General features: G+C 37.1%; 20 protein-coding genes. 15 read left to right on the top strand and 5 right to left on the bottom strand.

Annotated elements, in window-relative coordinates; translation table 11 throughout:
* The first annotated feature begins 100 nt into the window (after nt 1–100).
* The 5 genes from ppk1 (at nt 101) to PQ459_04920 (ending at nt 8,689) form a co-directional block, all read left to right on the top strand.
* Nucleotides 101–2,170 (top strand): polyphosphate kinase 1, encoded by a 2,070-nt coding sequence (ppk1, locus tag PQ459_04940; GenBank protein WDF47826.1) that lies wholly within the window; start codon nt 101–103, stop codon nt 2,168–2,170.
* Nucleotides 2,171–2,210: 40 nt separating this feature from the next.
* Nucleotides 2,211–3,095 (top strand): exopolyphosphatase, encoded by an 885-nt coding sequence (locus PQ459_04935; GenBank protein WDF47825.1) that lies wholly within the window; start codon nt 2,211–2,213, stop codon nt 3,093–3,095.
* A 190-nt stretch (nt 3,096–3,285) separates the two neighbouring features.
* On the top strand, nt 3,286–6,339 hold the full coding sequence (locus PQ459_04930) for a choice-of-anchor I family protein (GenBank protein ID WDF47824.1): 3,054 nt from the start codon (nt 3,286–3,288) through the stop codon (nt 6,337–6,339).
* Between the two features lie 170 nt (nt 6,340–6,509).
* Complete coding sequence (locus PQ459_04925) at nt 6,510–7,589, top strand: acyltransferase (protein ID WDF47823.1); 1,080 nt, start codon at nt 6,510–6,512, stop codon at nt 7,587–7,589.
* Nucleotides 7,590–7,669: 80 nt separating this feature from the next.
* Nucleotides 7,670–8,689 carry an LLM class flavin-dependent oxidoreductase gene (locus PQ459_04920; GenBank protein ID WDF47822.1) on the top strand — a complete coding sequence of 340 codons (1,020 nt, stop codon included), beginning with the start codon at nt 7,670–7,672 and terminating at the stop codon, nt 8,687–8,689.
* 83 nt (nt 8,690–8,772) lie between these two features.
* Here PQ459_04920 and PQ459_04915 read toward each other — a convergent pair whose 3' ends face one another.
* The 4 genes from PQ459_04915 to lpxB form a co-directional block, all read right to left on the bottom strand.
* Nucleotides 8,773–9,156 (bottom strand): hypothetical protein, encoded by a 384-nt coding sequence (locus PQ459_04915; GenBank protein WDF47821.1) that lies wholly within the window; start codon nt 9,154–9,156, stop codon nt 8,773–8,775.
* 314 nt (nt 9,157–9,470) lie between these two features.
* Complete coding sequence (locus tag PQ459_04910) at nt 9,471–11,264, bottom strand: ComEC/Rec2 family competence protein (GenBank protein ID WDF47820.1); 1,794 nt, start codon at nt 11,262–11,264, stop codon at nt 9,471–9,473.
* Nucleotides 11,265–11,355: 91 nt separating this feature from the next.
* Nucleotides 11,356–11,811 carry a DUF1569 domain-containing protein gene (locus PQ459_04905; protein WDF47819.1) on the bottom strand — a complete coding sequence of 152 codons (456 nt, stop codon included), beginning with the start codon at nt 11,809–11,811 and terminating at the stop codon, nt 11,356–11,358.
* A complete protein-coding gene (gene lpxB, locus PQ459_04900; protein ID WDF47818.1) occupies nt 11,811–12,917 on the bottom strand; it encodes a lipid-A-disaccharide synthase in 1,107 nt (368 codons plus the stop codon). The genes PQ459_04905 and lpxB overlap by 1 nt, the downstream gene beginning before the upstream one ends.
* A 264-nt stretch (nt 12,918–13,181) precedes the next feature.
* Between lpxB and PQ459_04895 the strand changes: the two genes are divergently transcribed.
* Both PQ459_04895 and PQ459_04890 read left to right on the top strand, forming a co-directional pair.
* Nucleotides 13,182–13,691 (top strand): DUF2480 family protein, encoded by a 510-nt coding sequence (locus PQ459_04895; GenBank protein WDF47817.1) that lies wholly within the window; start codon nt 13,182–13,184, stop codon nt 13,689–13,691.
* Between the two features lie 65 nt (nt 13,692–13,756).
* Complete coding sequence (locus tag PQ459_04890; protein ID WDF47816.1) at nt 13,757–14,407, top strand: DUF937 domain-containing protein; 651 nt, start codon at nt 13,757–13,759, stop codon at nt 14,405–14,407.
* A gap of 53 nt (nt 14,408–14,460) precedes the next feature.
* Here PQ459_04890 and PQ459_04885 read toward each other — a convergent pair whose 3' ends face one another.
* On the bottom strand, nt 14,461–14,712 hold the full coding sequence (locus PQ459_04885) for a 30S ribosomal protein THX (protein ID WDF47815.1): 252 nt from the start codon (nt 14,710–14,712) through the stop codon (nt 14,461–14,463).
* A 331-nt stretch (nt 14,713–15,043) separates the two neighbouring features.
* On the opposite strand from PQ459_04885, the gene PQ459_04880 reads away from it, so the two are divergent.
* From PQ459_04880 to PQ459_04845, 8 genes are all read left to right on the top strand, one after another.
* The gene (locus PQ459_04880; protein WDF47814.1) at nt 15,044–16,081 is read left to right on the top strand and encodes a patatin-like phospholipase family protein; all 1,038 of its coding nucleotides are present in this window, start codon (nt 15,044–15,046) and stop codon (nt 16,079–16,081) included.
* Nucleotides 16,082–16,458: 377 nt separating this feature from the next.
* Entirely contained in the window at nt 16,459–16,611 is a 153-nt protein-coding gene (locus tag PQ459_04875; GenBank protein ID WDF47813.1) for a hypothetical protein, read from the top strand.
* 21 nt (nt 16,612–16,632) lie between these two features.
* Nucleotides 16,633–17,055 carry a hypothetical protein gene (locus PQ459_04870; protein ID WDF47812.1) on the top strand — a complete coding sequence of 141 codons (423 nt, stop codon included), beginning with the start codon at nt 16,633–16,635 and terminating at the stop codon, nt 17,053–17,055.
* Nucleotides 17,048–18,724 (top strand): hypothetical protein, encoded by a 1,677-nt coding sequence (locus PQ459_04865; GenBank protein ID WDF47811.1) that lies wholly within the window; start codon nt 17,048–17,050, stop codon nt 18,722–18,724. Before PQ459_04870 ends, PQ459_04865 begins: the two co-directional genes overlap by 8 nt.
* Nucleotides 18,725–18,896: 172 nt before the next feature.
* Nucleotides 18,897–22,778 (top strand): hypothetical protein, encoded by a 3,882-nt coding sequence (locus PQ459_04860; protein ID WDF47810.1) that lies wholly within the window; start codon nt 18,897–18,899, stop codon nt 22,776–22,778.
* A 68-nt stretch (nt 22,779–22,846) separates the two neighbouring features.
* Nucleotides 22,847–23,047, top strand: coding sequence for a hypothetical protein (locus PQ459_04855; GenBank protein ID WDF47809.1), 201 nt, complete (start codon nt 22,847–22,849; stop codon nt 23,045–23,047).
* The gene (locus tag PQ459_04850) at nt 23,037–25,328 is read left to right on the top strand and encodes a hypothetical protein (GenBank protein WDF47808.1); all 2,292 of its coding nucleotides are present in this window, start codon (nt 23,037–23,039) and stop codon (nt 25,326–25,328) included. Before PQ459_04855 ends, PQ459_04850 begins: the two co-directional genes overlap by 11 nt.
* Before the next feature lie 12 nt (nt 25,329–25,340).
* On the top strand, nt 25,341–25,673 hold the full coding sequence (locus PQ459_04845) for a hypothetical protein (GenBank protein WDF47807.1): 333 nt from the start codon (nt 25,341–25,343) through the stop codon (nt 25,671–25,673).
* Nucleotides 25,674–25,725 lie beyond the last annotated feature (52 nt).

Genomic DNA, 25,725 nt, shown 5'->3' with positions numbered 1-25,725 from the left:
TACAGTTCCGAAACATACCGACACGAAAGAAGATTGTAGTTTTCAAACCCAAATTAATACAATGAATTTTACTACTTTTGAGATAATCAAAAACCCAATAATGCCACAAGAATTTAATCCACGCGACGTCACCTGGCTCGGCTTCAATGCCAGAGTTCTTCAGGAAGCTATGGACAAAAGTGTTCCTATCCATTTGAGAATCCGATTTTTAGGAATATTTTCCAACAATCTGGACGAGTTTTTCCGAGTGAGAGTTGCTGGACTAAAGCGTGCGATGGACTTCAAACAAAAGGTCATCAGTGAATCTTTTTATGACGCGCCATCTAAAATTCTGCAAAAGATAAACAAGCTTGTCATCCACCAACAGGAGGATTTCGACAAAACCTGGAAGGATGTTCAGCGCGAAATGGCGAAGGAAAAGGTTTTCATCAAGGACCACAAGCATCTGACTGCTGCTCAGAAAGAATTCGTGGTCAAATATTTTGATGAGGAAGTGGAAAGTAATGTCATCCCCGTTCTGCTTCACGACAACAAACCAATGCCTTATCTTCGTGAGAAGAGTCTATTCATCGGCATTGCGATGCGCAGGAAAGAATGGCAGTACGAAAGTCAGTACGCCATTATCGAATTGCCAGTGACAGCCAACGGAAGATTTGTCCTGCTTCCGACCGAGAATCCGGAACAAAAAGATGTGATGCTTTTGGAAGATGTCATCATCTATAATCTACCGCACATCTTCTCCTACTTTGGATATGACGATTTTACGGCGCATTGCTTCAAAGTGACAAAAGATGCAGAGTTCGACCTTGATAATGACATCAAGACAACACTAGCGGACAAGATTGAAAAAGGAATCAAAAGCAGACGTAAAGGAAAACCGACGCGTTTTGTCTTCGATAAGGAAATTGATAAAGCTTTGTTGGAATTCCTTATCAAAAAACTGAATCTTACCAAAAAAGACAGCATCATTCCTGGACAAAAGATACACAACTTCCGACATTTTATGGATTTTCCAGATGTCTTCAAAGCTTATCACAAGCCTGTTGAGAGAACTTCTTTCATCCATCCGGAATTTGCCAATAAACAAAGGGTGACAGATGTTATCATTAAAAAAGATGTGTTGCTGACCTTCCCTTATCATTCTTATGATTCCGTGATCGATCTATTAAGAGAAGCGGCGATGGATCCGGATGTAAAATCCATTCAGATCACGGCGTACCGATTGGCATCAAGTTCCAAAATTGTGAATGCTCTAATTAATGCCGTCAGAAACGGAAAAGAAGTGACCGTAATGCTGGAATTAAGAGCGAGATTTGATGAAGAATCCAACCTGATGTGGAAAGACAAACTGGAAATGGAAGGCGTAAAAGTGCTTCTCGGCATTCCCAACAGAAAGGTGCACGCCAAGCTTTGTGTCATCAAAAAGAGAGTTCATAATAAAACCATTCAATACGGATTTGTCAGCACAGGAAACTTCAATGAGAAAACGGCCAAAATCTATGGCGACCATCTGGTGATGACATCCAACAGAGCAATAATGGCAGACATCAATAAAATCTTCTCTGCCCTCAACAAACCAAAAGTGGATCCGACCATCACTTTGAAAAGCTGCAAAAGCCTGATGGTTTGTCCGGAGTTTATGCGAGAAAAGATCATAGCTCACATTGACAAAGAAATCGAGGAAGCCAAAGCCGGAAGAAAGGCCGAAATGATCATCAAAGTGAATTCATTGAGTGACAGGACGCTCATCAAAAAACTGTATGAAGCTGCAGAAGCAGGCGTGACGACAAAAATGATCGTTCGAGGAATCTATTGTGCTGTGAATCAGAAAGACTTTAAGAAAAAAATCTACGCGATCAGCATTGTGGATGAATATCTGGAGCACGCCAGAGTGATGTACTTCTACAACAAAGGTGCAGAGAATATGTACATCTCCTCCGCCGACTGGATGACGAGAAACCTGGATTACAGGATAGAAGCTGCAACGCCCATTTTGCAAAAGAATCTGAAAAAAGAACTGAAAACCCTTTTGGACCTTCAGCTGGAAGATAATGTGAAAGCCAGACTTCTCGACAAAAATATGAGAAATGAATATGTGGAAACGAACGATGCCGTCGAGAAAAGATCACAGATCGAGACTTATAATTATCTCAAAAATCAGAAATACTAAATATTTAGTTTAAATTTAATCTTTTAATTAAGCTCAAGAAATGATAATCGCCGCTATAGATATAGGAAGTAACGCCGCCCGACTGCTCATCAACGAAGTAAAGGAGACCAACGGCAAAGCAGAATTCACAAAACTGAATCTTCTGAGAATCCCGCTCAGACTGGGTTTTGATGTTTTCAGCAAAGGCGAAATTGGCACAGAAAGAAAACAAATGGTGATCAAAACAATGACCATTTTCCGTGAATTGATGGAGATCTACAAAGTCGAGCATTACAGAGCCTGCGCTACAAGTGCGATGCGAGATGCGAAAAACGGACAGGAAATCATCGACATTGTAAAAGAACAATCTGACATTAACATCGAGATCATCACGGGCGACGAAGAAGCAACGCTCATCTATGAAAATCACGTTGCAGAAGGCCTGGACAAAGATTTTGCCTATCTTTATGTGGATGTTGGCGGCGGATCTACAGAACTGACTTTCTACGAAAACAACGAGATGCAATACGAGCATTCTTTCAATATTGGAACAATCCGTTTATTGAATGGATTGGTAACGCCAACAATTTGGGACGAGATGAAAGATGAGATCAAAGATAAGATCAAAAGCAAAAAAACAGTCGTTGCCATTGGATCTGGCGGGAATATCAACAAAATCTTCTCGATGAGCAAAACGAAAGACGGCAAACCAATGCCTGTTTCTGTCATCAAGAAATATTTGAAAGAAATGGAAAAGCTTACCGTCGACGAAAGAATGCAGCAATATCAAATCCGGGAAGACCGCGCAGACGTTATCGTTCCGGCCTTGACCATCTTCAACAATGTGATGACGTGGGCAGACATCAAACACATCTATGTTCCGAAAATCTCTGTAGCAGACGGTTTGGTTCACAGTATCTACACCAATGTGGCAGAAAAAAAATAAGGACTTGCAAGATGCGGAACTTTTGGCTCAATCTCAATTATCTTAATGATAACTCTTGATTAACTTTCACTTAAAAGCAACGGTAAAACAACCATCAACACAAGCTTTCTTAAACATTAATTAAGATTCATTTAAAGTATCTGGACAGGATTTTATTTCATCTTTACGCCAATCTAAAATAAAAGTAAACATGAAAAACAAATACCTTTTCAGAGGTCTTTTGCCGATTGCTGCAATGTTTCACGGCCTTGCTTCGGGACAAACTTTGGTTCACTATTGGAACTTCAACAACAATGCTTCCGTTGCGAGCATCACTACTCCTACTGTCTCATTATTAAATGGTTCTATCTCTGCCATCTCTACAGGAACAGGGAACACAGATACTTTCATCGATTTTGCGGGAGGAACCGGACAAAACTTCAACGTAGAAAACCTGAATGCTAGAAACGGAGACCCTTCCGGAACGCATTTGAGATATAATTACCCCATCAATGGGAATGTGCAATTCAATTTGCCAACCACAGGTTACAATAATGTCGTTGTAAAATTCACGACAAGACGTTCAGGATCTGGGGCAGGAACACAAGCCTGGTCCTATTCTTTGGATGGGACCACCTTCACGCAGTACCAGACCGTCATTTCCCAAGAAGCCAATCCACAACTGATCACCTTTGATCTTTCCACAATCTCAGGTGTTGCCAACAATCCGAATTTTAAACTTAAGGTTGAATTCTCCACAGGCGCAGGCGGAAATGTTGGAAACAATAGATTTGATAATTTCACAGTAGATGCAGATCCAATTGGAGGTCTCGATACAACCGCACCGACTGCGACTTACGCTCCGGCAAATAATGTCAACAATGCTTCCACAACTGTAAATCCAAGTATTACCTTTAATGAAAATGTTAGACTAATTGACAATTCCGCAATCACTGATGCCAATGCTCAGAATTTGGTTGAATTAAGATTGAATAACGCTACAGGAAATGCAGTGCCTTTCACCACAACTTTTGCTGACAACAAAATTACAGTCATTCCGACCAGCGGTTTGGTTCCAAATCAAACTTATTATTTAGCTTTAAAACCAAATGTAGTTGAGGACACAAGTGACAATGCGATTACAACGAGCACCTCATCTACTTTCACCACCGCGGGAACAAACATTTCTTTGGATAAGAATTTCATTAAGGTCAATGAGAATGCGGGAACGTTAGCATTCAAGATTAATGTCACCAATCCTTCAGCAGCGACTGTAAATTTGGGGGTGAAACCTGCGCCATTCAGTACAGCAGACAGCAGTGATTTCACTTTATCCAATCAAACAATTAATATTACACCTTCTACGACGAGCATTACTATAGACATTCCAATCATTGATGATACTTTGGAAGAGCAACACGCGGAATACTTTGTTTTAGGACTTGAAAATCCGATTGGCGCAACTATTTCCGGCGACGCTTTTTCTACCATTTATATCGTTGACAATGACAAACAAGCTCCGGTTGCATCAAAACAAATTGAACTCAATTATCTGGGCTTCTTTGATCCTTCTGGAAATAATAATAGTTCTACAGAAATTGTGGTTCACGATCCTGCAACGCAAAGATTGTTCACGATCAGTTCTTTGACAGATGTTTTTGATATTATTGATTTCAGTAATCCAACCAGTCCAAGCGTCATCAAAACTGTGAATATGCTTCCTTATGGTGGCATCACAAGTGTGGCTGTGAAAAATGGAATCATCGCTGTAGCTTCACCTAATGCGACCAACGCTCAGGACAATGGCTCTGTCGTTTTCTTTGATATCGATGGTAATTTTATTAAGCAAGTCAATGTTGGTGTTCTGCCAGATATGGTGACCTTCACGCCGGACGGTACGAAAGTGATGACTGCCAACGAAGGCGAACCAAATGATGTGTACACCGTGGATCCGGAAGGTTCTATCAGCATTATCGATATCACGGGAGGAATTCCAAATCTTCTTCAGTCGAATGTGACGACACTTTCTTTGCAGGTTTTCAATGGTCAGGAAGCAGCGTTGGCAGCCACTGGCGGAAGAAAAGTAAAATCTACCAGCACTCTAGCGCAGGATTTGGAACCAGAATATATTGCCATCAGCGCAGATAGCCAGAAAGCCTGGGTCTCTTGTCAGGAAAACAATGCCGTGATTGAGGTCAATTTAGCAACAAAAACCTTGGGGAATATCTGGGGATTGGGACAAAAAGATATGAGTCTCCCAGGAAACGGCTTCGACGCTTCGGATAACAACGGGGAAATCCTAATCGCCAACTGGCCTGTAAAAGCTTACTACAATCCTGATGCAATGGCTTACCTTAAAGTTGGAAATACCAATTACATTGTGACAGCCAATGAAGGTGACGAGAAAGATCTTAGCGGTTTCAGCGAGAGAACGACGGTTGGCGCAAACGGCTATACATTAGACCCAACTATTTTCCCTAATGCTTCTATTCTAAAGGCAACACACAATCTAGGCAGATTCCGGGTGACAAATATGAACGGAAATACAGACGGTGATAATGAATTTGAACAGATCAATGCTTTGGGTGCCAGATCATTCTCGATTTTCAATGCAGATTCAAAAGAGATTGTTTACGACAGCGGCGACCAGTTCGAAAGACACATTGCAGCCAATCATCCTTTGATCTTCAATGCAGATAATGAGGCCAATGGTGCTAAAAATCGTAGTCGTGCAAAAGGCCCAGAACCAGAAGGCGTAACGCTTGGAACAATTAATGGACAGACTTTCGCATTCGTAACTTTAGAAAGAACAGGTGGCGTTATGGTTTACAATGTGACAGATCCTAGCAATGTGACATTCACAGACTACAAGCATTCCAGAATGACAACGGCCTACGGTGGCGACAATGGTCCGGAAGGCATCACCTACATTGCTCCCGAAAACTCCACGACAGGAAAAGGCTACGTGATTGTTGCCAATGAGATCAGCGGTACTTTGTCTATGTACGAAGTGGTTGTTTCTCCAAGTTTAGCAACTGGCGATGTAAAATCTGAGAAATCGACCTTCAACATCTTCCCTAATCCTGTGAATAAGGGAAATGCTTTGTATTTTAACAGAGCTCAAGGTTACGAATTGTATGATATGTCCGGAAAATTATTAGACAAAGAAAACAATGCTTTAACAATTGACACTTCAAAACTTTCTACAGGCGTTTATCTGGTGAAGACCTCAGGTGGCGACGTGAAGAGAGTGATCGTAAAATAATCCTTTTTATCTTTAAATTTTCTTTTTTTAGCCTCAGATCTTTCTGGGGCTTTTTGTCATTAATATGATTCAAATTTTGCAAATTCAACTTATTATGAAAATCAGTTATTTAATTATTACATATAAATAGTATTTTCGTACAGCCCAACATTATTACAGGACAAAGCAAGATGAGCATTTTAAAAATAAAAAGAGTACATTTTCATACGTTTGATTCACTGAGATTCCTGTCCTTCCTGTTGGTTTTTCTGCATCATTCTCCAATTCCCAATAGTCATTTTTTGCATTACTTCACTAAGTCAGGAGGCGTAGGTGTATCGTTTTTCTTTGTTCTCAGCGGATTTTTGATCACTTACATTTTGATTCTGGAAAAACTTAATAATGATAACAAAGTTCCACTTAAAAAATTTTTCTGGCGCAGAATCCTGAGAATTTGGCCTTTGTACTATGCAATGGTTTTGTTTGCATTTTGTACGCCTTACATTCTTAATTTACTGAATATTGGCTATTCAAATGAAGGCTATCAGCCCAACTGGTTTTTCACGCTGACCTTTCTGGAGAACTACGTGATGATGTACAAAAATGAATTTCCAAATGTTTCCCCATTAATTGTTATGTGGTCTTTGTGCATTGAAGAACATTTTTACATTATCTGGGGATTGATATTTTACTTCATATCCTTGAAAAACATACCCAAATTGATTATTGCAAGTATTGTTTTGGCATTTGTGTCCACAGTTATTTATAAGAACTACAATATCCCGACGAGCGATATCCTTTCGAATATCCATTATTTTGCTTTCGGGGCGATTCCGGCTTATCTATTTGTTTTCAAAAAAGACTTCTTATCTAAAATTGAGAGCATCCCAAGCGTCTCCAAATATTTTTATGCTGTTTTCGTAGTCGTAGCTATTGTCGTTTGTACTAATATTCCTGTAATGCCTGATGAGAAATACAGTTCTATCTTCTTTGGGGTACTTTTTTCTATTTTAATTCTCTTTACGCTGGGAGAAAAAAATGTTTTCAAAATCTCTGATGACAGCATTCTGGCAAAACTGGGAAAGTACACCTATGGTTTGTATCTTTTCCATACAATCTGTATCAATTTTTTTATTAAAATTGGATCAAATCTTGATTTAAATTGGATAGCAATTACACTTTTGTCCTTTGGTTCCACACTTATCCTATCTTTCCTATCCTATCATCTTTTTGAAAAGCAGTTTTTAAAGTTAAAACAAAAAGACAATTAGTTCAGAATGGTAATTACCCTACATCAATGCCAGCCAAATCTTGAAGCTGTAAATTTGTTCTATCAAAAAATGAGACTATTATGGAATTAGGAATAGGAATGTTCGGAGATGTTTCTTTGGACACAAAAACCGGAAAATATAGAGACGCAAGCGTAAAATTAAACGAAATCTTAGATCAGGTAAAACTGATGGATGAGGTTGGACTTGATGTTTTCGCAATGGGCGAACATCACAGAGAAGATTATGCGGTATCGTCTCCAGAAATCTTGTTGGCATCTGCGGCAAGTATCACGAAAAACATCAAATTGGCAAGCGGCGTAACGGTTTTGAGTTCATCGGAACCTGTGAAAGTTTATCAGAACTTTTCCACCATCGATTTGATTTCCAGAGGGCGTGCTGAGATTTTCGTTGGAAGAGGAAGCTTCATCGAATCTTTCCCTTTGTTTGGTTATGATTTATCAGATTACAATCAGCTTTTTGAAGAGAAATTGGACTTATTATTGAAAATCAATAGTGAAGAAAATGTGAGCTGGGCTGGAAAACTTCGTGCGCCGATGGAAAATCAAGCTGTTTATCCAAGAGCTTACAACGGAGGCAAATTGCCAATCTGGATTGCAGTTGGCGGAACGCCGGAATCTGTTTTGAGAGCCGCGAAACTTGGTCTACCATTAATTGTTGCCATCATCGGCGGAATGCCAAGACAATTCAAAAACTTGATTGATTTTTACAAACAAGAATATCTGAAAGCGGGACACGACGAAAGCAAAATGCAGATCGCCATCCATTCTCACTCTTTTGTGAGTGACGACCAAAAGGATATCGACCAATATTTTTTCAATTACAAATCTCAGATGGACAGAATCGGCAGAAGCCGTGGATGGGCGCCATACACCAAAGACCAATACGAAGGCGGACGAAGCAAAGATGGCGCACTCTTCATCGGAAGTCCAAATGAAGTAGCCGATAAGATAGCGGAAATGAAAGAATTATTTGGCTTGACGAGATTCATCGGACATATGGATGTGGGCGATCCTGCACACGATGTGATGATGAAATCGATAGAACTATTTGGTGAGAAAGTAGCGCCAGTAGTGAGATAAGAAATTAATGATATTTCAATTTAACCCTTTCAGAGTTTGAAATTCTGAAAGGGTTCTTGTTTCATTAGTCAAAATACATAAGCTTAATCATAAGCCCATTGTTTAACTATATTTTTAACATATCCCTCAGAATCAAAATATACTATAGACACATACCAAGCAAAATCCCCACTTTTTTTGTTAAAGTGTAATTTACTGTCCATCGTGTACCAATATTGAGTTTCCTGCACTGTAGAATCCATAGTTTTTCGCAATGGTTTTCCAACGATGGCTTCAACATCTTTTATAGATTGACCCACTTTTATCAATTCAAACTTTTCCGGAGAATATTGTGGTGCAAACTGCGTATCAATGTAAGGTGAAAATACATTTCTACCTTCACTTGTAAGAATACCTCCCATCATAAATGTCATAAAAACTGATGAAAACAGCAAGACCGATGCTAATATTTTATATATGATTTTCATCAATCAAAAATTATTGGGTAAAGAAAAAAAACAAGATATCCAATAATCAAAACTAATGAACTTAACCCAAAAGAATATTTTAAGCTTTCCGAAAAGGCAGATTTAGAATTCTCTTTCGACAATGCAAAGACCATAAAAGAGATGCTTAATCCACAAATAAAAATTAATAATAAAATAAAAAGTAAAAGTTTGGACGAGTCACCTGGATGAAAACCTATTGCCATCGCGATAGTGAACAATAAAACTGACGATATTAATAAAATTTTGTCTTTCATTAAATATAAGAATTGGTTAAAGTCTTTATAATATTAAAACTATTTTAACTCAAATTTATTACCTTCAAACACAAAAGCTTCAGAATCTTCAGGATAGTATTTGATATCGTAATCGGAAATGCGTCTGGAAACCAAATAAGGATTGATGACAAAATCTTTAATTTTCTCTTCATTTTTATTTTCCTTAAGCCAGAAAACAATTTGACTTTTCTTTTTAATGCTGATGATTTTTTCTTTATAAAAATGGTGAACAAGAACTTCTTCTTTATCAAAATTATAATAATTAAAACCGATTCTCAATCCGAAAAACAACAGAAGACAAAAACTGAATCGAAGCAAATGTTTCAAATTAAAGAAGTCTTTGATTAAGAATTTCAAGAAATAAATTCCCAAAAGTAAAGCACCGACTTCCAAAATATTTAACGGAATATCTTTATTCATCAACGATTCAAAGCTGGAAAACCAGTGAATGGCTTTCAAAACATAAAGGATAAACGCATCGAAAATCTGAAACATTAAGAGATATTTCATTCCAAAAGCGATGGCAATTACCATTAATAATGATGAAATAATGATAATTTCGGAAAGTGGAATGATGAGCAAATTCGCAAAAATGGACACCAACGAAAATTGATGAAAATAATAAATGGCCAATGGCAAAGTCGCAATCTGCGCAGAAAAAGTCATCGCTGTGATGCTGTAAATGAAATCTTCCAGCCAATATCTTGGTTTCCGAAATAGTTTTTTAATCGGTTCAGATAACCACCAAATTCCCAAAACCGCGACATAACTCAATTGAAACCCGACATCAAAAAACTGATTGGAATCTACTATCAAAAGAATGAACGCCGACAACGCCAGAGAATGCAACAAATCCGACTTCCGTTGCAACAAAACCATCACATAATAACACGAAATCATCAAACAACTCCGCATCACAGAGCTTCCGTAATCAATAAAAATAGCAAAAGCCCAAATCAAAGCTAGACTTAGAATAATTGAAAGCTTCCGAAACTTGACTGGAATAATTTGATTCAAAACAAACAGCGTCATCCAAAAAATAATCACCATATGCGACCCAGAAATCGCCAACAAATGCACCAAGCCAGTTTGATTGAAATCGTTAACCGTTTCTTTGTCCATCTCGGTTCTGTCCGACAAAATAATGCCTTTCAAAAATTCCTGAATCTTTGGAGAAAGTGGCGTTTGATTGATTTTGTTGAGAATCTCAAGACGCTTTTGCCGAATATTATCAGAAAAAGAAACTTCGGTTTTTGCAGTTTTCAGAATGTCATTTGGCAAATAAGCTTGCAGATAAACGTCTTGTCTTGCGAGATATTTTCTGTAATCAAACTGAAAATCATTGTTGATTTTTTCCGGCTGATGAATGTAAACTTCGGCATTATAAAAATGCTCAAAATCCAACTGTTCCTGTTCTTTTGGAATGCTGAGAACTGTTTTGATTGGAGAGAAATCTTTTATTTCATTTGAAGGAATTGCTAAGATTTCAACAAAATAACGTCTGTTTTTTTCATTGGAATTCAGCTTCTTGCTGAGTTGGAAAACAATGTTTTCTTTTTCTTTTAAAGTTGGAATTGCTAGCTTGTGAGAATTTTGAAAATGGATAAAAATTCCAATCGAAAAAAAGAAAAAACCTAAGAAGTAGTGTTTTGCTTTCTGGAAAAATGAAGATTTGATGAGGATTGAAATTAATAAAACACTGGAGAAAACCAACAAACTAAAAACAGTTAATTTACTCAAAATCAAATACTCCTGAAAGAGAATTCCAAGTATGAGACAGATTACTAAAATGAGCAAAGGTTGTTTGTTCATCTTTGATTTGTGTTTTTATAAATCTACAAATTAAATTTATAAAAATCTGATTGTCTCGGAAATTTGCGAAAAATTTTAAAACAAAAAGACTCTATTTCAAAATATCATCCACAATTTTCAAATGGTGATTGCTGTGAAGCCACAAAAATCTCAAGGTTGTTTTCTTATCAAAATCGCCTAAAAAAGGATGTGTGATAAATGATTTTTCAGGAAGGTTCTCCACAGCTTTCAATCTTTCTTTTGCTAGATTCATCAGTTTCAAAATACTTTCCTGAGTCGGAACTTCTAATGGAATAAATTGTTTAGGCGCTTGTATCTTTCCTCTCGGAATCAAGCCAAAATTGAGGAAAACAAATTTCTTCAAACTAAATTTCGGATTGTAATCTTTCGGATTCGTCATCGTCAAACCTTTCAGACTGCTGTTTAGAATCAACAACAAATGTTCGAGGTGCCAACCAACCGAAGCTTTGGAAACCTTCTCATTTGTCACATCAATTTTGGACAAAAGTGATTCTATCTTTTGAAGTTGTATTTCGATTTTATCCATTATTTCAAGTTTACGATGATTTCCGATGCGTTATTGCTCGCGCCACTTCCGCCTAATTTTGAACGTAAAATCTCGTAGTCATTCAACACTTGTTCGCGTTTTTCTGTCTTGAGGATTTTATTGAGTTCTTTGACCAAGTTAGTCGTATTCAATTCATTTTGAATCAATTCCGTGACCACTTCTTTGTCCATAATCAAATTGACGAGCGAAATGTATTTGATATTTTTGATGAGCCGTTTTCCAATTTCGTAGGAAATTCGGCTTCCTCTGTAGCAAACGACTTCTGGAATATTTAGCAAAGCCGTCTCCAAGGTTGCGGTTCCGGACGTTACCAAAGCGCCTTTGGAACATCTCAACAAATCGTAAGTTTTGTTGGAAACGAAATGAACATCAGCATCTACAAACTGCTCGTAGAAATCTTTCTCCAAGCTCGGCGCACCAGCTATGACGAACTGATAATCAGCGAAATGACTTCTTACAGACAACATCAATTCCAGCATTTTTGTAACTTCCTGCTTCCGCGAGCCAGGCAAAAGGGCGATGATTTCTTTTTCGTTAAGGTTATTTTCTGATTTAAATTTTTGAATATCAACAGATTGCAAGCCTTCAATCGCATCTAGCAACGGATGACCTACAAAATGTGTTTCGATGTCGTGTTTCTTGTAAAAATCCTTTTCGAATGGGAGAATGACAAGCATTTCGTCCACATATTTCCGGATGGTTTCCACGCGACCTTCCTTCCAAGCCCAAAGTTGTGGCGAAATATAATAAACCACTTTGATTCCCAAATCTTTCGCAAACTTCGCAATCCTCAAATTGAAACCTGGATAATCCACCAAAATCAACATATCGGGTTTGTATTCCTGAATATCTTTCTTGCAAATTTTGATATTATTGAGAATGGTCCCCAGATTTTGAACCACTTCCAGAAAACCCATAAACGCAAGGTCACGGTAATGTTTGACCATTGTTCCGCCTTGCTTCTGCATCAAATCGCCACCCCAAAAACGGAAATCTGCGTTCTGGTCTTTTTGTTTGATGGCCTTCATCAGGTTGGAGGCGTGCAAATCGCCGGAAGCCTCGCCTGCAATAATGTAATATTTCAAGGGTTAGATTTTAGATTAATAGAGATTGGATGATAGATTTTTAAAATTAAGTTTTTTCTGTGAAATTCTTAACTTTGAACAAAAATAAATCATTTTGGTTTATTAGAATTGGGAAAGTGGAATTGTTGACAAAATTTGATTGGAAAACAAAACCCATAGCCCCGATAGTAGCGACATCCTTTTTTTGCTTGGGGAAAAGCTTCGGCAAAAAAAGATATAGCGGATAGCGGGATTAAGCTCCTAAAAATTATTAAAATTTGAAAAATGTCAGAAGAATTTGAAATTAAGAATAAGGTTGCAAATAGCGGATTGGTGAATTTTGATATTACCGACCTGTATCCGAAGGGGAAAAGATTGGGAATCGACATCAAGGATTTCCTTTGGGAAGGGATGATTTTGAAGGAAAAAGACTTCCGTGAAAAAATTGCGAACATCGATGCAGAGGTTTATAGAGATGCTTATGTTTACATCTATTGCTCTGAGGATGTGATTATTCCGTTGTGGGCATATTTTCTAATTACGTCCAAAGTTACAGACCCTGCGAAAAAAGTGGTTTTTGGAAACCGTGAGGATTTGGAAGTTTTGCTAATGCACAATGCGATTCAAACCTACGATTTCTCCGAACTGAGAGACAAACGTGTTCTGGTAAAGGGTTGTAGCGACGAATCGATTCCAAACAATGCGTACGTGGAATTGGTGGAACAACTGAAACCGCTGGTGAAATCTTTGATGTTTGGGGAAGCTTGTAGTAATGTTCCGATTTTCAAAAATTAATCTCATTTAATTTAAAATATCTGTAATAATTTTTATCTTTGGTTTCAACATTAAAAACATAAATTATGGGTTTATTAGACCTTATTACAGGAAGTACAGGCAACCAGGTTGCAGAACAAGCTGAGAACAAATTCGGAATCAGCAAAAATCAAATCATCGCACTTTTGATAGTTGCCGCGCCGTTGGTCATCAGCTATTTGAAGAAAAAATCAGAAAACGCTGACGAAGCAGACAAACTAAATGCAACCCTCGACAAACACCACGACGGAAGCATCTTAAACAATCCTGCACAAGCACTCGACAGAGAGCAAGAAGGCGACTCCATCCTAAGTCACATCTTCGGAGGCGAAAAGGCAACCGTGGAAAACCAACTTTCTCAAAACACAGGAATTTCTATGGACAAGATTGGACCAATCTTGGCAATGTTGGCGCCCGTGATTATGGGTTACATCGGTCAGCAAAAGCAAGCTAACAACGTCACTTCTGGCGGTGGATTGGGTGATTTGCTTGGCGGAATTCTTGGCGGATCGGCTCAGGAAGCGCAGGCATCCAACAATCCTTTGAGTGACATTTTAGGAAGCGTACTCGGTGGTGCAACACAATCTTCCGGAGGAGGATTAGGCGACATTCTTGGAAGTGTTCTAGGTGGAGGTCAACAAAAACAATCTCAGCAAGGCGGACTTGGTGGATTGTTAGGCGGACTTTTCGGAAAATAAAAGATTACACTACAAATACAAATCGGGCCCGTAAAATTTACGAGCCCGATTTTTTATTTTTCGTCAGTTTCCTTTGGTTTTTCAGCCTTCGCTTTCGTTGCTTTCGGCTTTGGTTCTGCTTTTTCTTTTGCTGGCTTTTCCGCCACTACTACAGGTTTCGAGGCTTTTCTAAGTCTGGATTTTCCATAACTTCCTCGCGCGATTTTTCCTTTGGTAGATTTTTGGTCTCCTCTTCCCATAATAATTAAATATTTGATTTCCACTAAATTACAACAATTTTCCGAAACGATACTTTTTAAACTCATTATTTATACAAAAGATGAAAATATTTACGATTTTATATAACAAACTTTCATCACTCTCGAATAATACTAAGTTTTTTTCAAACTATTTTATGCCAATATTCTGATCACTATTTCAATCTCACATTTTTCAATCCGCTCATTCCATCACTGATTTGACTAGTGTATGAAATAAAAATATTTTTTGCTCTAATTCGAACTACTTTGTGAACATCTAAACTGTAAATCAAATTATTTTAAAATTTAATCACATATAATTTTATACGTCAAGTTCTGTCGCCACCCAAATTTACTTTTGTAATATCAAATCACAACATATTAAAGCAAAAGAAAAATGAAAAAGATAACCATACTTTCTTTGGATGGCGGTGGAATCAGAGGGATTATTTCCTGCATCATACTTCGCTATCTGGAAGAACTTCTACAACAAAAGGATCATCCGGATGCAAAACTCGGAGATTACTTTGATATGATCGCGGGAAGCAGTACGGGAGGGATTCTCGCCTCTGTTTTACTATTTCCAGACGAAAACAAAAAAGCCAGATATTCTATCAAAAAAGCATTTGAACTTTATACCGAAAAAGGCGAAGATATTTTCAATGTGTCACTTTGGGAAAGTCTTGTGAATCCGTTTGGATTATTTGGCGAAAAGATTTCTCAGGATAGTCTGGAAAGACAGCTCAAAGATTTTTTCGGCGATCTGGAACTCAAAGATTTTATCAAACCATCACTCATCACCAGCTATGATATTGAAAACAGAAAGGCAAAATTGCTCAATACAGTCAATGCGCAACAAAGTCAGCAGAATTTTCTGGTCAAGGATGTTTGTAGGGCAACTTCTGCGGCACCAACTTACTTCGCACCGGTTCAAATCAAATCAAAATACGAACAGTTTTTCAGTCTCATAGATGGTGGAATGTTTGCGAATAATCCTGCTTTGTGCGCATATGCTGAAGCAAGGAAAATGCCCTTTGCAAAGATCCTTCAAAACCCCTTCAAACCAAATTACCCAAGTGTGAATGATATGATACTTGTCTCAATTGGAACCGGAACAGAAATGAAAAGCTATCCACTTAGGAAATATAAAAACGTTGGGAAATTGGCTTGGGTAAGTCCAATTATAGATATTCTGCTGTCTGCCAACGCCGAGACGGTGGATTACCAGCTGGACCAAATGTTTATGACTCTTGGGAAACGAAATCAGAAGAATTATTACAGAATCAATCCTTCCCTCAAAACCGCTTCTCCGGAAATGGATAATGTAAAAAAGAAAAACCTGGAAGCCCTTATACAAGCCGGTTTGTGCTACGTGGAAGAGAACGATGAATTGCTGAATCAGATTGCTGATAAATTAATTAAGAATAAAATTTAACACGACTAGTTCTGTCGCTTTCGCAAGATATCTTTGGTTTATAGAAAAAGAGAAATGAAAACACAAATAATGAAAAATAAAATTGAAATAATTTATAACACGACGAGTTTTGGCGTCTCCCGAAATTAGATTTGCTACATCAAAAAAACACAGAAAAATGGATAGATATTATCAAATATTTGCTTTCCGAGGTCAGATGTTTTTGCAAAACGAACTGAGCTTCAACGAAATAAAACCTTTTTAAGAAATTTCCGATTCTTATATAACTAATTATTATTCAATAAAATAAAAATATTGAACAGCCCGAATTATGTTTGAAAATCACAAATTTTTTGTAAAAATCGGATAAAAATACAACCAAGTACAAAATACTAAATATGGAAAACACATTAGAAAACACTGAAAAATCTTCTCAGGATTACAGCATCCGGTGGGAGGATATAGAAAACGAAGATCTGGATTACGAGTATAATCTGGACGAGATAGAAAACTTCTTCCGGGAAGATTATAACGAGAATATTAATTATTAACACTTTAAAAATTTTAACAAAATGCAACGAGACCTTAGTTATTTAAAAGAAAAATTTGAAACCAACGACACGCCAGGTCAAACTGACTTTTCGGACTGGATGGATTCTTACTGGCACAAGGATGAGTCGCCACAAGTTGTGATTAATGCGCCATCGGGGATTGACAATACAACAAAAGATGGCAAAGGCTATTCTCAGAATGGCAAAAATGTACTGGTAAATAATGGCGCAAACAACATCATTTACACGATTAACTCCAATGCGGAAGAAAATTTTATTGCTACCTATGTAAAGTTGGGAAATGGTACTATCACATTTGCAGTAGGACCTGGAATGATAAAAACCGAAGTGGATGGCACTTCTGTGTTATATGGCAGGATCGGTAGCAGAGCTATGATTTGTAAAAACGGAAATAGCGTATTAATTTATATTTACAATGTATAGTCCATCCATCAATTACTTAGGAATCCATCGCCAGAAAGCAATATTGCCAATGGTGGAGAGTCCGACTTGTGCATTGCAAATTATTTGTACTGGCCCATGGTGTGTAGATTGGGGAGACGGCATTGTGGAAACTTACGCTGGGGAAAGTGTCCGACATAATTACAGTACGCCATTTACTGGCGAAGTAAAGATATGGGCAAAGCATGGCGCCCTAACGCTTATAAAAGAAGTACATCTTTATGACAATGGCGTGCCTGAAGCTGCAAAAAGCAATTATGTGATTACACCCGGATTTTTTCAACAATTTCCAAAAGTTGAAAGCATAGGATGGAACAGCACAGGATTAAAATGCAAATGCAATGGAGATTTCGCTGCAGGTTTACCAGCATCTGTAAAATCAATTTCAATAGGAAGAAGTACACCATCTCTTACCGATGCTGTATTTGATATTGATAATTTACCCGCAGATTCGCAGTTGACATTTATCAATTCTAGTTATGTTCCAGGCGCACCGTGTGTAATCACTGGAGACATAGCGAATCTAAATAAGGAATTTAAAAGCATAAATTTAAATACAAATCCCAATACATTGTATGGAAAGATAGAAAATCTTCCTCAGTCTCTTACCTACTTTAGGGTGAACGGATCTAATACAATTGCAGGAGACATCGGAAACGTAAGTCTTCCTAATCTTACCTACTTTGCAGCCAGTGGGAAAAATGAAATCACAGGCAATATTGGAGAGCTCGCAATATCAAAATCTCTGAATAAAAGTTGGAGCATTGGTGGAAAAAACAAAATTTATGGCAATGTGCAGGATATTTCTGGCCATATTACCAGCCTTTTGATAGGTGGCGAAAATACTATTACAGGAAATATAGGCTTATTAAAAAATCCTAATTTGGCAAGCCTTCTTATTAATGGAAAAAACACGATTGGTGGAAGTATCGATACAGTGGAATTATCATCTTCTGGAACTAATATTGAAATATCTGGAATCAATTCTATTTCGGGAGACATTAAATATCTGCCACATTTTAGAACAGCAATTATTTTCGGTAATAATGAGTTGTATGGAGATATTAAGGATATCCCAATGACTTATACAAGTCTATCTATTAGCGGTAAAAACAGATTTAGAGGTAACATTGTTGATTTACCTTCAAATATTTCAAACTTTTCTATCCTTGGAGATACTATTATAAGTGGCAATATAAATACGTTGACTGATTCCAAAAATCTTGAAGCAATTACTATTGGTGGTCAAAATAGTATTACAGGAAATGTAAATGGCATTACATCCCAAAAACTAAGTTATCTAAGTATTGCAGGTAAAAATACTATTATAGGAGACTTTGGTTCTTTAGCTGATACTAAGCTTGCATATATTAGTCTTAGTGGAAATGCCTCCATAAATACATATACCAGTCACAATTGGAACGGGAAGACAGTTAGTGAACTTTACCTGAGAAGCTCAGGGCATAATTTAACTTCCGGACAGGTGGACCAGATTCTTATTGATATGGCAAATTCAGATATTACCTGGAGCGGCAACAAAAGATTATATCTTGATGGCATTAATATAAAAACAAGAACCCAAAATTCTAATTCTGCATTTGACAGTTTAAAGCAAAAAGGCGTCAGCATTCTGCCAAATAAGATAATTTAAAACAAAATTATTACCACACTCAGGGCGTTTCTATTGTTATCTTCTGTTAAATAACAAACAATTTTATAAAGAAAACAATTGCTTGATTTTCAATGTGTAAAGTATTGAAACGGCCAAAATTATGTCCAAAAATTATTAAAAAATCCATTAACGTTTAAAACAACAAACAAAAATGACAACACAAGACAACACAAATCCGGAGGCAATTAATCCGGTAGATCCAAACACAAAAGCAGTAGCAAATGCAGCTACACAGACATTATTCAGATTTGTAAGCATGAGAAATCCTCAGCTTGCGAAGAAAGATGGCAACCTAAAATTTATCTTCAGAAAAGAGGATTATAAAGGTGAATTCGACAAGCTCTTGAAGGATTGGAAACCGGAACTTCTAAAGTCAAAAATTGATTTCCTTACAGAAAAAATCAAATCTGGCGGTATAGACCTTAGTAAATTTTACAGAAGCGAACAATCAATAAAAGCTGATTTAGAAAATTTATACACTGCGAGTGAAAATCTTATTGCAAATGGAGATATTTCATCGAATGAAATAGCTGCGGCAAAAGATACTATCCTAGACAAAAGAAAAAAATTATGGGATAGCTTGATCTATCAAGTTTTTGTACAGGAAGATTTCTATGTCAAAGAGCTTTTGATGCACATGCTGCAAACAATTCATTATGCAGAGAATCACAGTTTCTTCACTGATGAGACTGATGACATAAAGAGAATAGAAAAGCAAAAAGAGATTGTAGCTGCAAAAGCCGTAATCCCAGCTTATTTGTTGATAGATTCTGCAACTGACGACGGAGAGGAAACCACATCGTCTAAATATTTTACAGTAGGCGAAAGCGAAGTTGGAGGAGAAGATTATATTTCAGGGGACGATTATGCTCATAAAGCTTCTCGTGTTGCTCAGCCACTGTCTTCACAGGCAGTAGTGGAAATGCAAAAACGCCAGAATGTAGCTTTGGCAACATATCAAAAGCAGCAATTGGAGGACTTGAAAAAAGATCTTTTAAGAGTCCAAAAACAATATAGAAGGAATTATCAAAAAAGCTACGATGAAGCCTATAAAGTTTATCAGAATGAGATAAAGCCTGCGCTGGAGCAATACGAACAGCGTCTTTTGGAAGCCGAAGCTGGTTTGGAAGAGACCGCAAGCAAAGCATCAAAAAGCTTAGCATTAAAAAGAGTCCAAAAACCAAAAATCCATGATTTCGAATTCATGTTTGAAAACGAACAGGATTATTTGAGAAAAAGACTTTCTAACAATGCTTTAAGATCTTTAGCCGGATTAATAGGCAAAACTGTAGAAAGGGTAAGGGAAAAAATTGAATCTCAGCAATCAAGTGCAAATTCTCAGATGGATATAAATACAGTAGAACAGGAAGTTGTTTTCCCGGAAAACTACCAAAGTTCTGATGAAATCCTGGAATTAGTTGATGAAAAACTAGCGGAATCAAACGAGGTCATCTACCAAAACACAGAAGTTGAAAAACAACAGTATGCAAGTATTGGCGGAGTCTTGATTCCGATTAATAATACAACTGTTGCAAAAACAGAATATAAAAATTTTACAGCACAAACGATATTTAGAAGTGATGCATGGAGTGTAATGTTAACCTTTGAAGATAAATCAGTTTATATTATTAACGCTTACGAAAACTATGTAGCGAACAATACGGTAAGTGATAATTCCATTGTTCAATATACAAATGGTATTTATCAATTGTTTGGTGGTGTTAATATGCTCCCAATAAACAGTTTTAAAAATGGATTCCCGCTGAACGTTAGTTTTACATTATCTGATGGGAAAAAATATAAAGGAAGCGTTACATTAACACGTGCCGGAGCACTTACAAATAATACTAATGAAAGTGGGTATCTCATAGGGCAGAGTAGTATAAGTTTGGTAGAAAATCCAGGTGATACAAATGGTGGTGATACAGGAGGAACCGACACTGGGGGAGATAATCCAGACACCGGAGGCACAAACAATCCAAGCACCCCAGTAAGCACCAATAATTCATTCGTTCCAAAAGGTTTTGGCATCAAAAGACTGGGAATTGCAGATTATCTGAAAGTAGAACAGACAACCCACGCTTATGTAGAAGGCGAAGTAGCCAATATTGAGAATATTATGGCTCGTGAATATCGCAGCCAGTCTACAAGACGCCTGAGAAGAAGCGAAACCATTGATACAAAATCTTCTGACACGGAAAGAGAAAGATCTACAGATACCACAACATCCAGCCGTTTCGAGATGCAGTCCGAAATATCAAAAATCCTTCAGGAAGATACAGATATTGGAGTAAATGTAAATACAGGGATTCGCTATGGCGATACATTTTCTTTAAACGTAGCAGGAAGCTACGCCAATCACCGTTCCAAAGAAGACAGTATGAGGCAGGCTGTGACTCAAGCTCAGGAAGTGACGGCAAGAGCATTGGACAGAGTAGTTACCAAAGTGCATCAGGAACGTGTAGAGAAAATGATCGAAGAGTTCGAAGAAAACAACACGCACGGATTTGATAACAGAAAAGGAGATCAGCACGTTGTTGGCGTTTACAGATGGGTAGATAAGCTGATGAAGAACCGGGTTTGGAATTATGGTAAACGAATGATGTTTGAGTTTGCCATCCCGCAACCTTCCAAACTACATTTGCTTGCAGCAGCATCTATAAAAGGAATTATTGATAAGCCAGTTGATCCTAGAACTGCCAAAGACTTTACATTAGCAGATTTCTCAAAAATTTCTGACGACACGGTAAGGTATTGGTCCGGTTTCTATAATGTAGAAATGGAAGATAAACCACAAGATGAAATTTTTATTGGGAAAAGTTTCAGTTATAAATCTGCACCTGAATCAAAAGGAAACGCTTCGGAAACAGCAGCAGAATCTACAAATTTAGAATTACCAGAAGGATATAAAACAATCGCCGCTTCTGCAATTACTAAAAACTCAGGTGACTGGGGGGATCCTAATAATAGTCTTTTTAGTACGGCTAAAGTTCTAGCCGGAAATACGGAACTTAATGAAATTTATACAAGTATTGATGCTTTTGTTGGTTCAATTCCTATTTCATATTGTCAATTGGGAGTTTTAGCATCTAGTGTAAATATTAATATCAAATGTAAACTCACTCAAGAAGCTGAAAAACAATGGCAGCAAAAAACTTTCAACGCAATTATCAAAGCCTACGAAGACGCATTGGCAGATTATAACAACAAAGTTGCAGAAGAAAATGCCAAAGCAAGCAATATCAAAGATGGCAACCCAATGTTCTATCGCCAAATTGAACAAGAGGTTCTGAAACACAATAGTATTGCGTATTTGGTAGATGACAGTGTTTCCAAAAACAACAAAGTATTAGGAAAAACACTTTACAGTGGAAGTACTGTTGCAGGATTTGAAGTTACCAGAATTGGCTTGGACGATTATGCGTCACTCGCCAAGTTTATGGAGCAGGCATTCGAATGGGATATTATGTCCTACAACTACTACCCATATTATTGGGGCAAAAGAGAAGATTGGGATGATATGTACCAGCAGGAGAATATAGATCCGCTCTTCCGTTCTTTCCTTAGAAGCGGGATGGCAAGAGTCGTGGTTACGGTTCGTCCGGGCTTCGAGGATGCAGTCCAGTTCTATATGTCAACCGGCAGATTGTGGAATGGTGGCGAAGTTCCAGTGATCGGAGATCCAATGTACCTATCTATTGTAGATGAGATGAAGAATGTGAAAGGAGAAGCACAAGGCAAACCTTGGATCACAAGACTTCCTACATCGCTTACAATCCTTCAGGCAGAAAGTATCGGTCTTAGAGTATTATCAGCACTTCCGTTTACAAAAGAAGATCCGGCATTGTTCGAAAATCCGGAGGAAGTCATTACCGTAAGCAATTTCGTAAAAAATGCTGCAATGATAGAATCTGGAACCGATAAGCAGGTCACTAAGATCGGTCTGGATGAAGATTCTCTGTTGCTGACCACAGACGACGATCAGGTCGTGTCAGAGCTTCCTTTGGAAGAACTTAAGAAAGCTTTAGAATAATAACATTTGTTTAATCCATTTCAAGGGGCGGTTTTCTAAGCCGCCCTTTTTAATTAAAAAATAATAAAATGAAACACAAAGAATATTTCAAAGACTTTGACGATTTCGATCACGAAAGCCAGCAGATATTATTATCGGCTTACAATAGTGTGCTCACGCCTGATACTTTTCACCAAAACAAATTACAGTCAAAAGTATTTTCACAAAAAAGCAATAATGCTATTGAATCTCCTTCTGATAACATTGATTGGGAAACACATGAGTATTAATCTTGATTTGCTTATTGGAAAAATAAAACTTTCCAATAGTGGATTCTGGAATTATCAATTTACATACAATCCAAAAGAATTAAAATCAATTGCGCCAAACAAAAGCATCAATAATAGTAAAGGAGGTCAAATACCTCTAAAAGTTTATAGAAATCCAAAAATTGGGAATGTAGGCGTAAAATGGGATGAAGCGAGGATTACTCATACTATAGATTTTCAAAAGGAAAAAATTTACTACCGCTTGCATTTCTATTACAAAGACAGTAATGAATCGGCGTTTATTTTAGAAACCGAATATTATAAAGAATTTCGGGATTTGAACATATTGCTAAACTATGGAGATGTAGACGAGTATAAGGCTGATTATGATTATTTCCTCAAAAACTTTGCAAATGCATTGCGCAATGAGACAGATGCCGCCCGCCTTAAATTTATCTATAAGAATATTCCGGAGTCCATTCTATCAAATCTATCAACACTTATTGATAATGAAACCTTCTTCAACCATTTGGAAATCCTTTCAGCAGATGACGATTCTAATATATTCAAAGATAGCAGTACTGCTGTAATTCAGATTTTCAAAACATTTGATAATCCTATTCCGATTCTTAATTATTATCGCCAAAATCCCAACCGCCTCAACAGACTTTACTATAATCTGGATAGGAACTCCGAATACGACGGTAAAATAATAAGCAACAAGATGGTCTTGGCGAATATAATGATGGTACTTTCTATGCGTGCCCAAAACGAAAATCGCAAAAAAACGGCTAAAACATTTACCATCGGGAAAGGTTATAAAATCAATAGTGATATACTGGAATTTGGAGCCTTGCAGGGAGGCAATAAAAAATATGCCGACACTTTCTTCTTGCAACAGCAGAAAGATGAGCTGCAAAGAGCAAAAATTATCCCGAAAGAAGGCGACCCAGATGCAATGGAAACCGTTACCGTAGATATGGATCAAGGCGGAGAATTCTATCCTTTGGATATGGTTTACCTTAAAGATTTAAACGAAGAAAAAGAAGTCATGTACCTTGTTCCCGCCATCTACCTCAAAGCTCTGGCAGATGCCGAAGAATGGGAAGTCGTGATGCAAAATATTCGTATAGCAGCAGATTTGGTGGCTGTCGTAATTGGTGTTTTGACCTTGCCAACCGGAAATCCCTATTTTCTGCTTCTGGCTATTGCAGATATTGCTTTGGCTGGTGCAGACCTTACGATACAGGCATTTCGTGAGCAGATTTCGCAGATAGAAGGCGGAGAAGAGTTTTTGAAAACTTGGGATAGTATTTATGCTGTTGGTGGTGCTTTGACAGGTGGCGTTTTACTGATAAGCTCTTTTTACAAATTAGGTTTAAAGCTCTTGACGCTTCCGGAAGTTGTTAAGAATATTAAACTAAAAAACACAATTATCACACATATTGTTGGTGTTTTATTAGATGTGAATCTTATTAATTTTGAAAGAAACTCTGTAAAAATTCTTACAGATAACAACGAAATTGTGCTTGCAACAAGCGGTGCTCTTGACCAATATCGTATGACAAAACTGCAGGAGCAAGGTGTAATACTGTTGTCCGGAGATGTAAACAAAGGGAATAAGGTTGTTACAGAATACAATATGGTCTACAACTCTAGTATTGTTGCAAAAGGAGATAAAGCTTCTTTTTATAAGCAGATAAAAGATGTAGGCAGAAATTACTACAAGGAAGAGAAGCTTGTTGACGTGCTGGAAGAGATGGAGGATGATGTCTGGAAGTATTTTGACAAAGAACCCGCTTCCGGAACCAGTTATGAAACAAAAAGGTTAATTGATAAATATACCTCTGGAAATAGTGTTGATTTTGAAAAAGGTGTAAAATATCTGACCGAAAAAGAAAGAGAATCTTACGAGGTTTTTGTACAACACGATAAAATTGTGGATGTTAAAGGAAACTTAATGGATACTAATGGAAGTGTTTCAATTATTGAAGGAGAAAATCCTTTTACATCAAATAAAGCTATATTTGTAATGTCAGAAAAAGGAAATATTTATATTTCAAAAACGTATGAGTTAGGTAAATTTCATCATTCCTCTTTCCTTGCTGGTAAACCGGTAGCAGTTGCTGGAGAAATTTTTATTGAAAAAGGGATTATTAAAGAGATAACTGATGGTAGTGGTCATTATCAAGTTTCTTTGGATGTGGTCAAAAACAATTCATTAGAAGAATTAAATGCTAGAAATTACTTTATTTATGGAACTAATCGAGAAGTAGACATTAAATTTAGCAGAGGATTTTAAATAAAAAAAAATATGAACGATAACAAATTACAACAGAAAATAAATATTGCTATGTTTCGAAAAAATATTAGCAGTATACATTCTTTAAAAGACATTTACAAAAATCTTTCCGGAGAATATGATTTAAAAAATATTGATATTGATATTTTATTAGAAACTAAAAAAGTGTTTGAATGGATATTAGAACATCCTGAATATAATTATACCCAATTTTCGGATTATGAATATTCTAACGAGATTTTATATAATTATTTTAAAATCTATTATCAAGACATTCTTTATAGGTTGGATAAATATTTTAAAGAAGATTACATCATAAAATATTCAGATTTTAATAATGAGTAATTTAAACCGCCAAAAATTGGCGGTTTTTTAATTTATACTGGCGGTTCTAAAG

Source organism: Chryseobacterium sp. KACC 21268 (assembly GCA_028736075.1).
GTDB lineage: Bacteria > Bacteroidota > Bacteroidia > Flavobacteriales > Weeksellaceae > Epilithonimonas.
The sequence above is the reverse complement of the archived record's forward strand: the minus strand, read 5'-3'. Positions and strand labels throughout refer to the sequence as shown.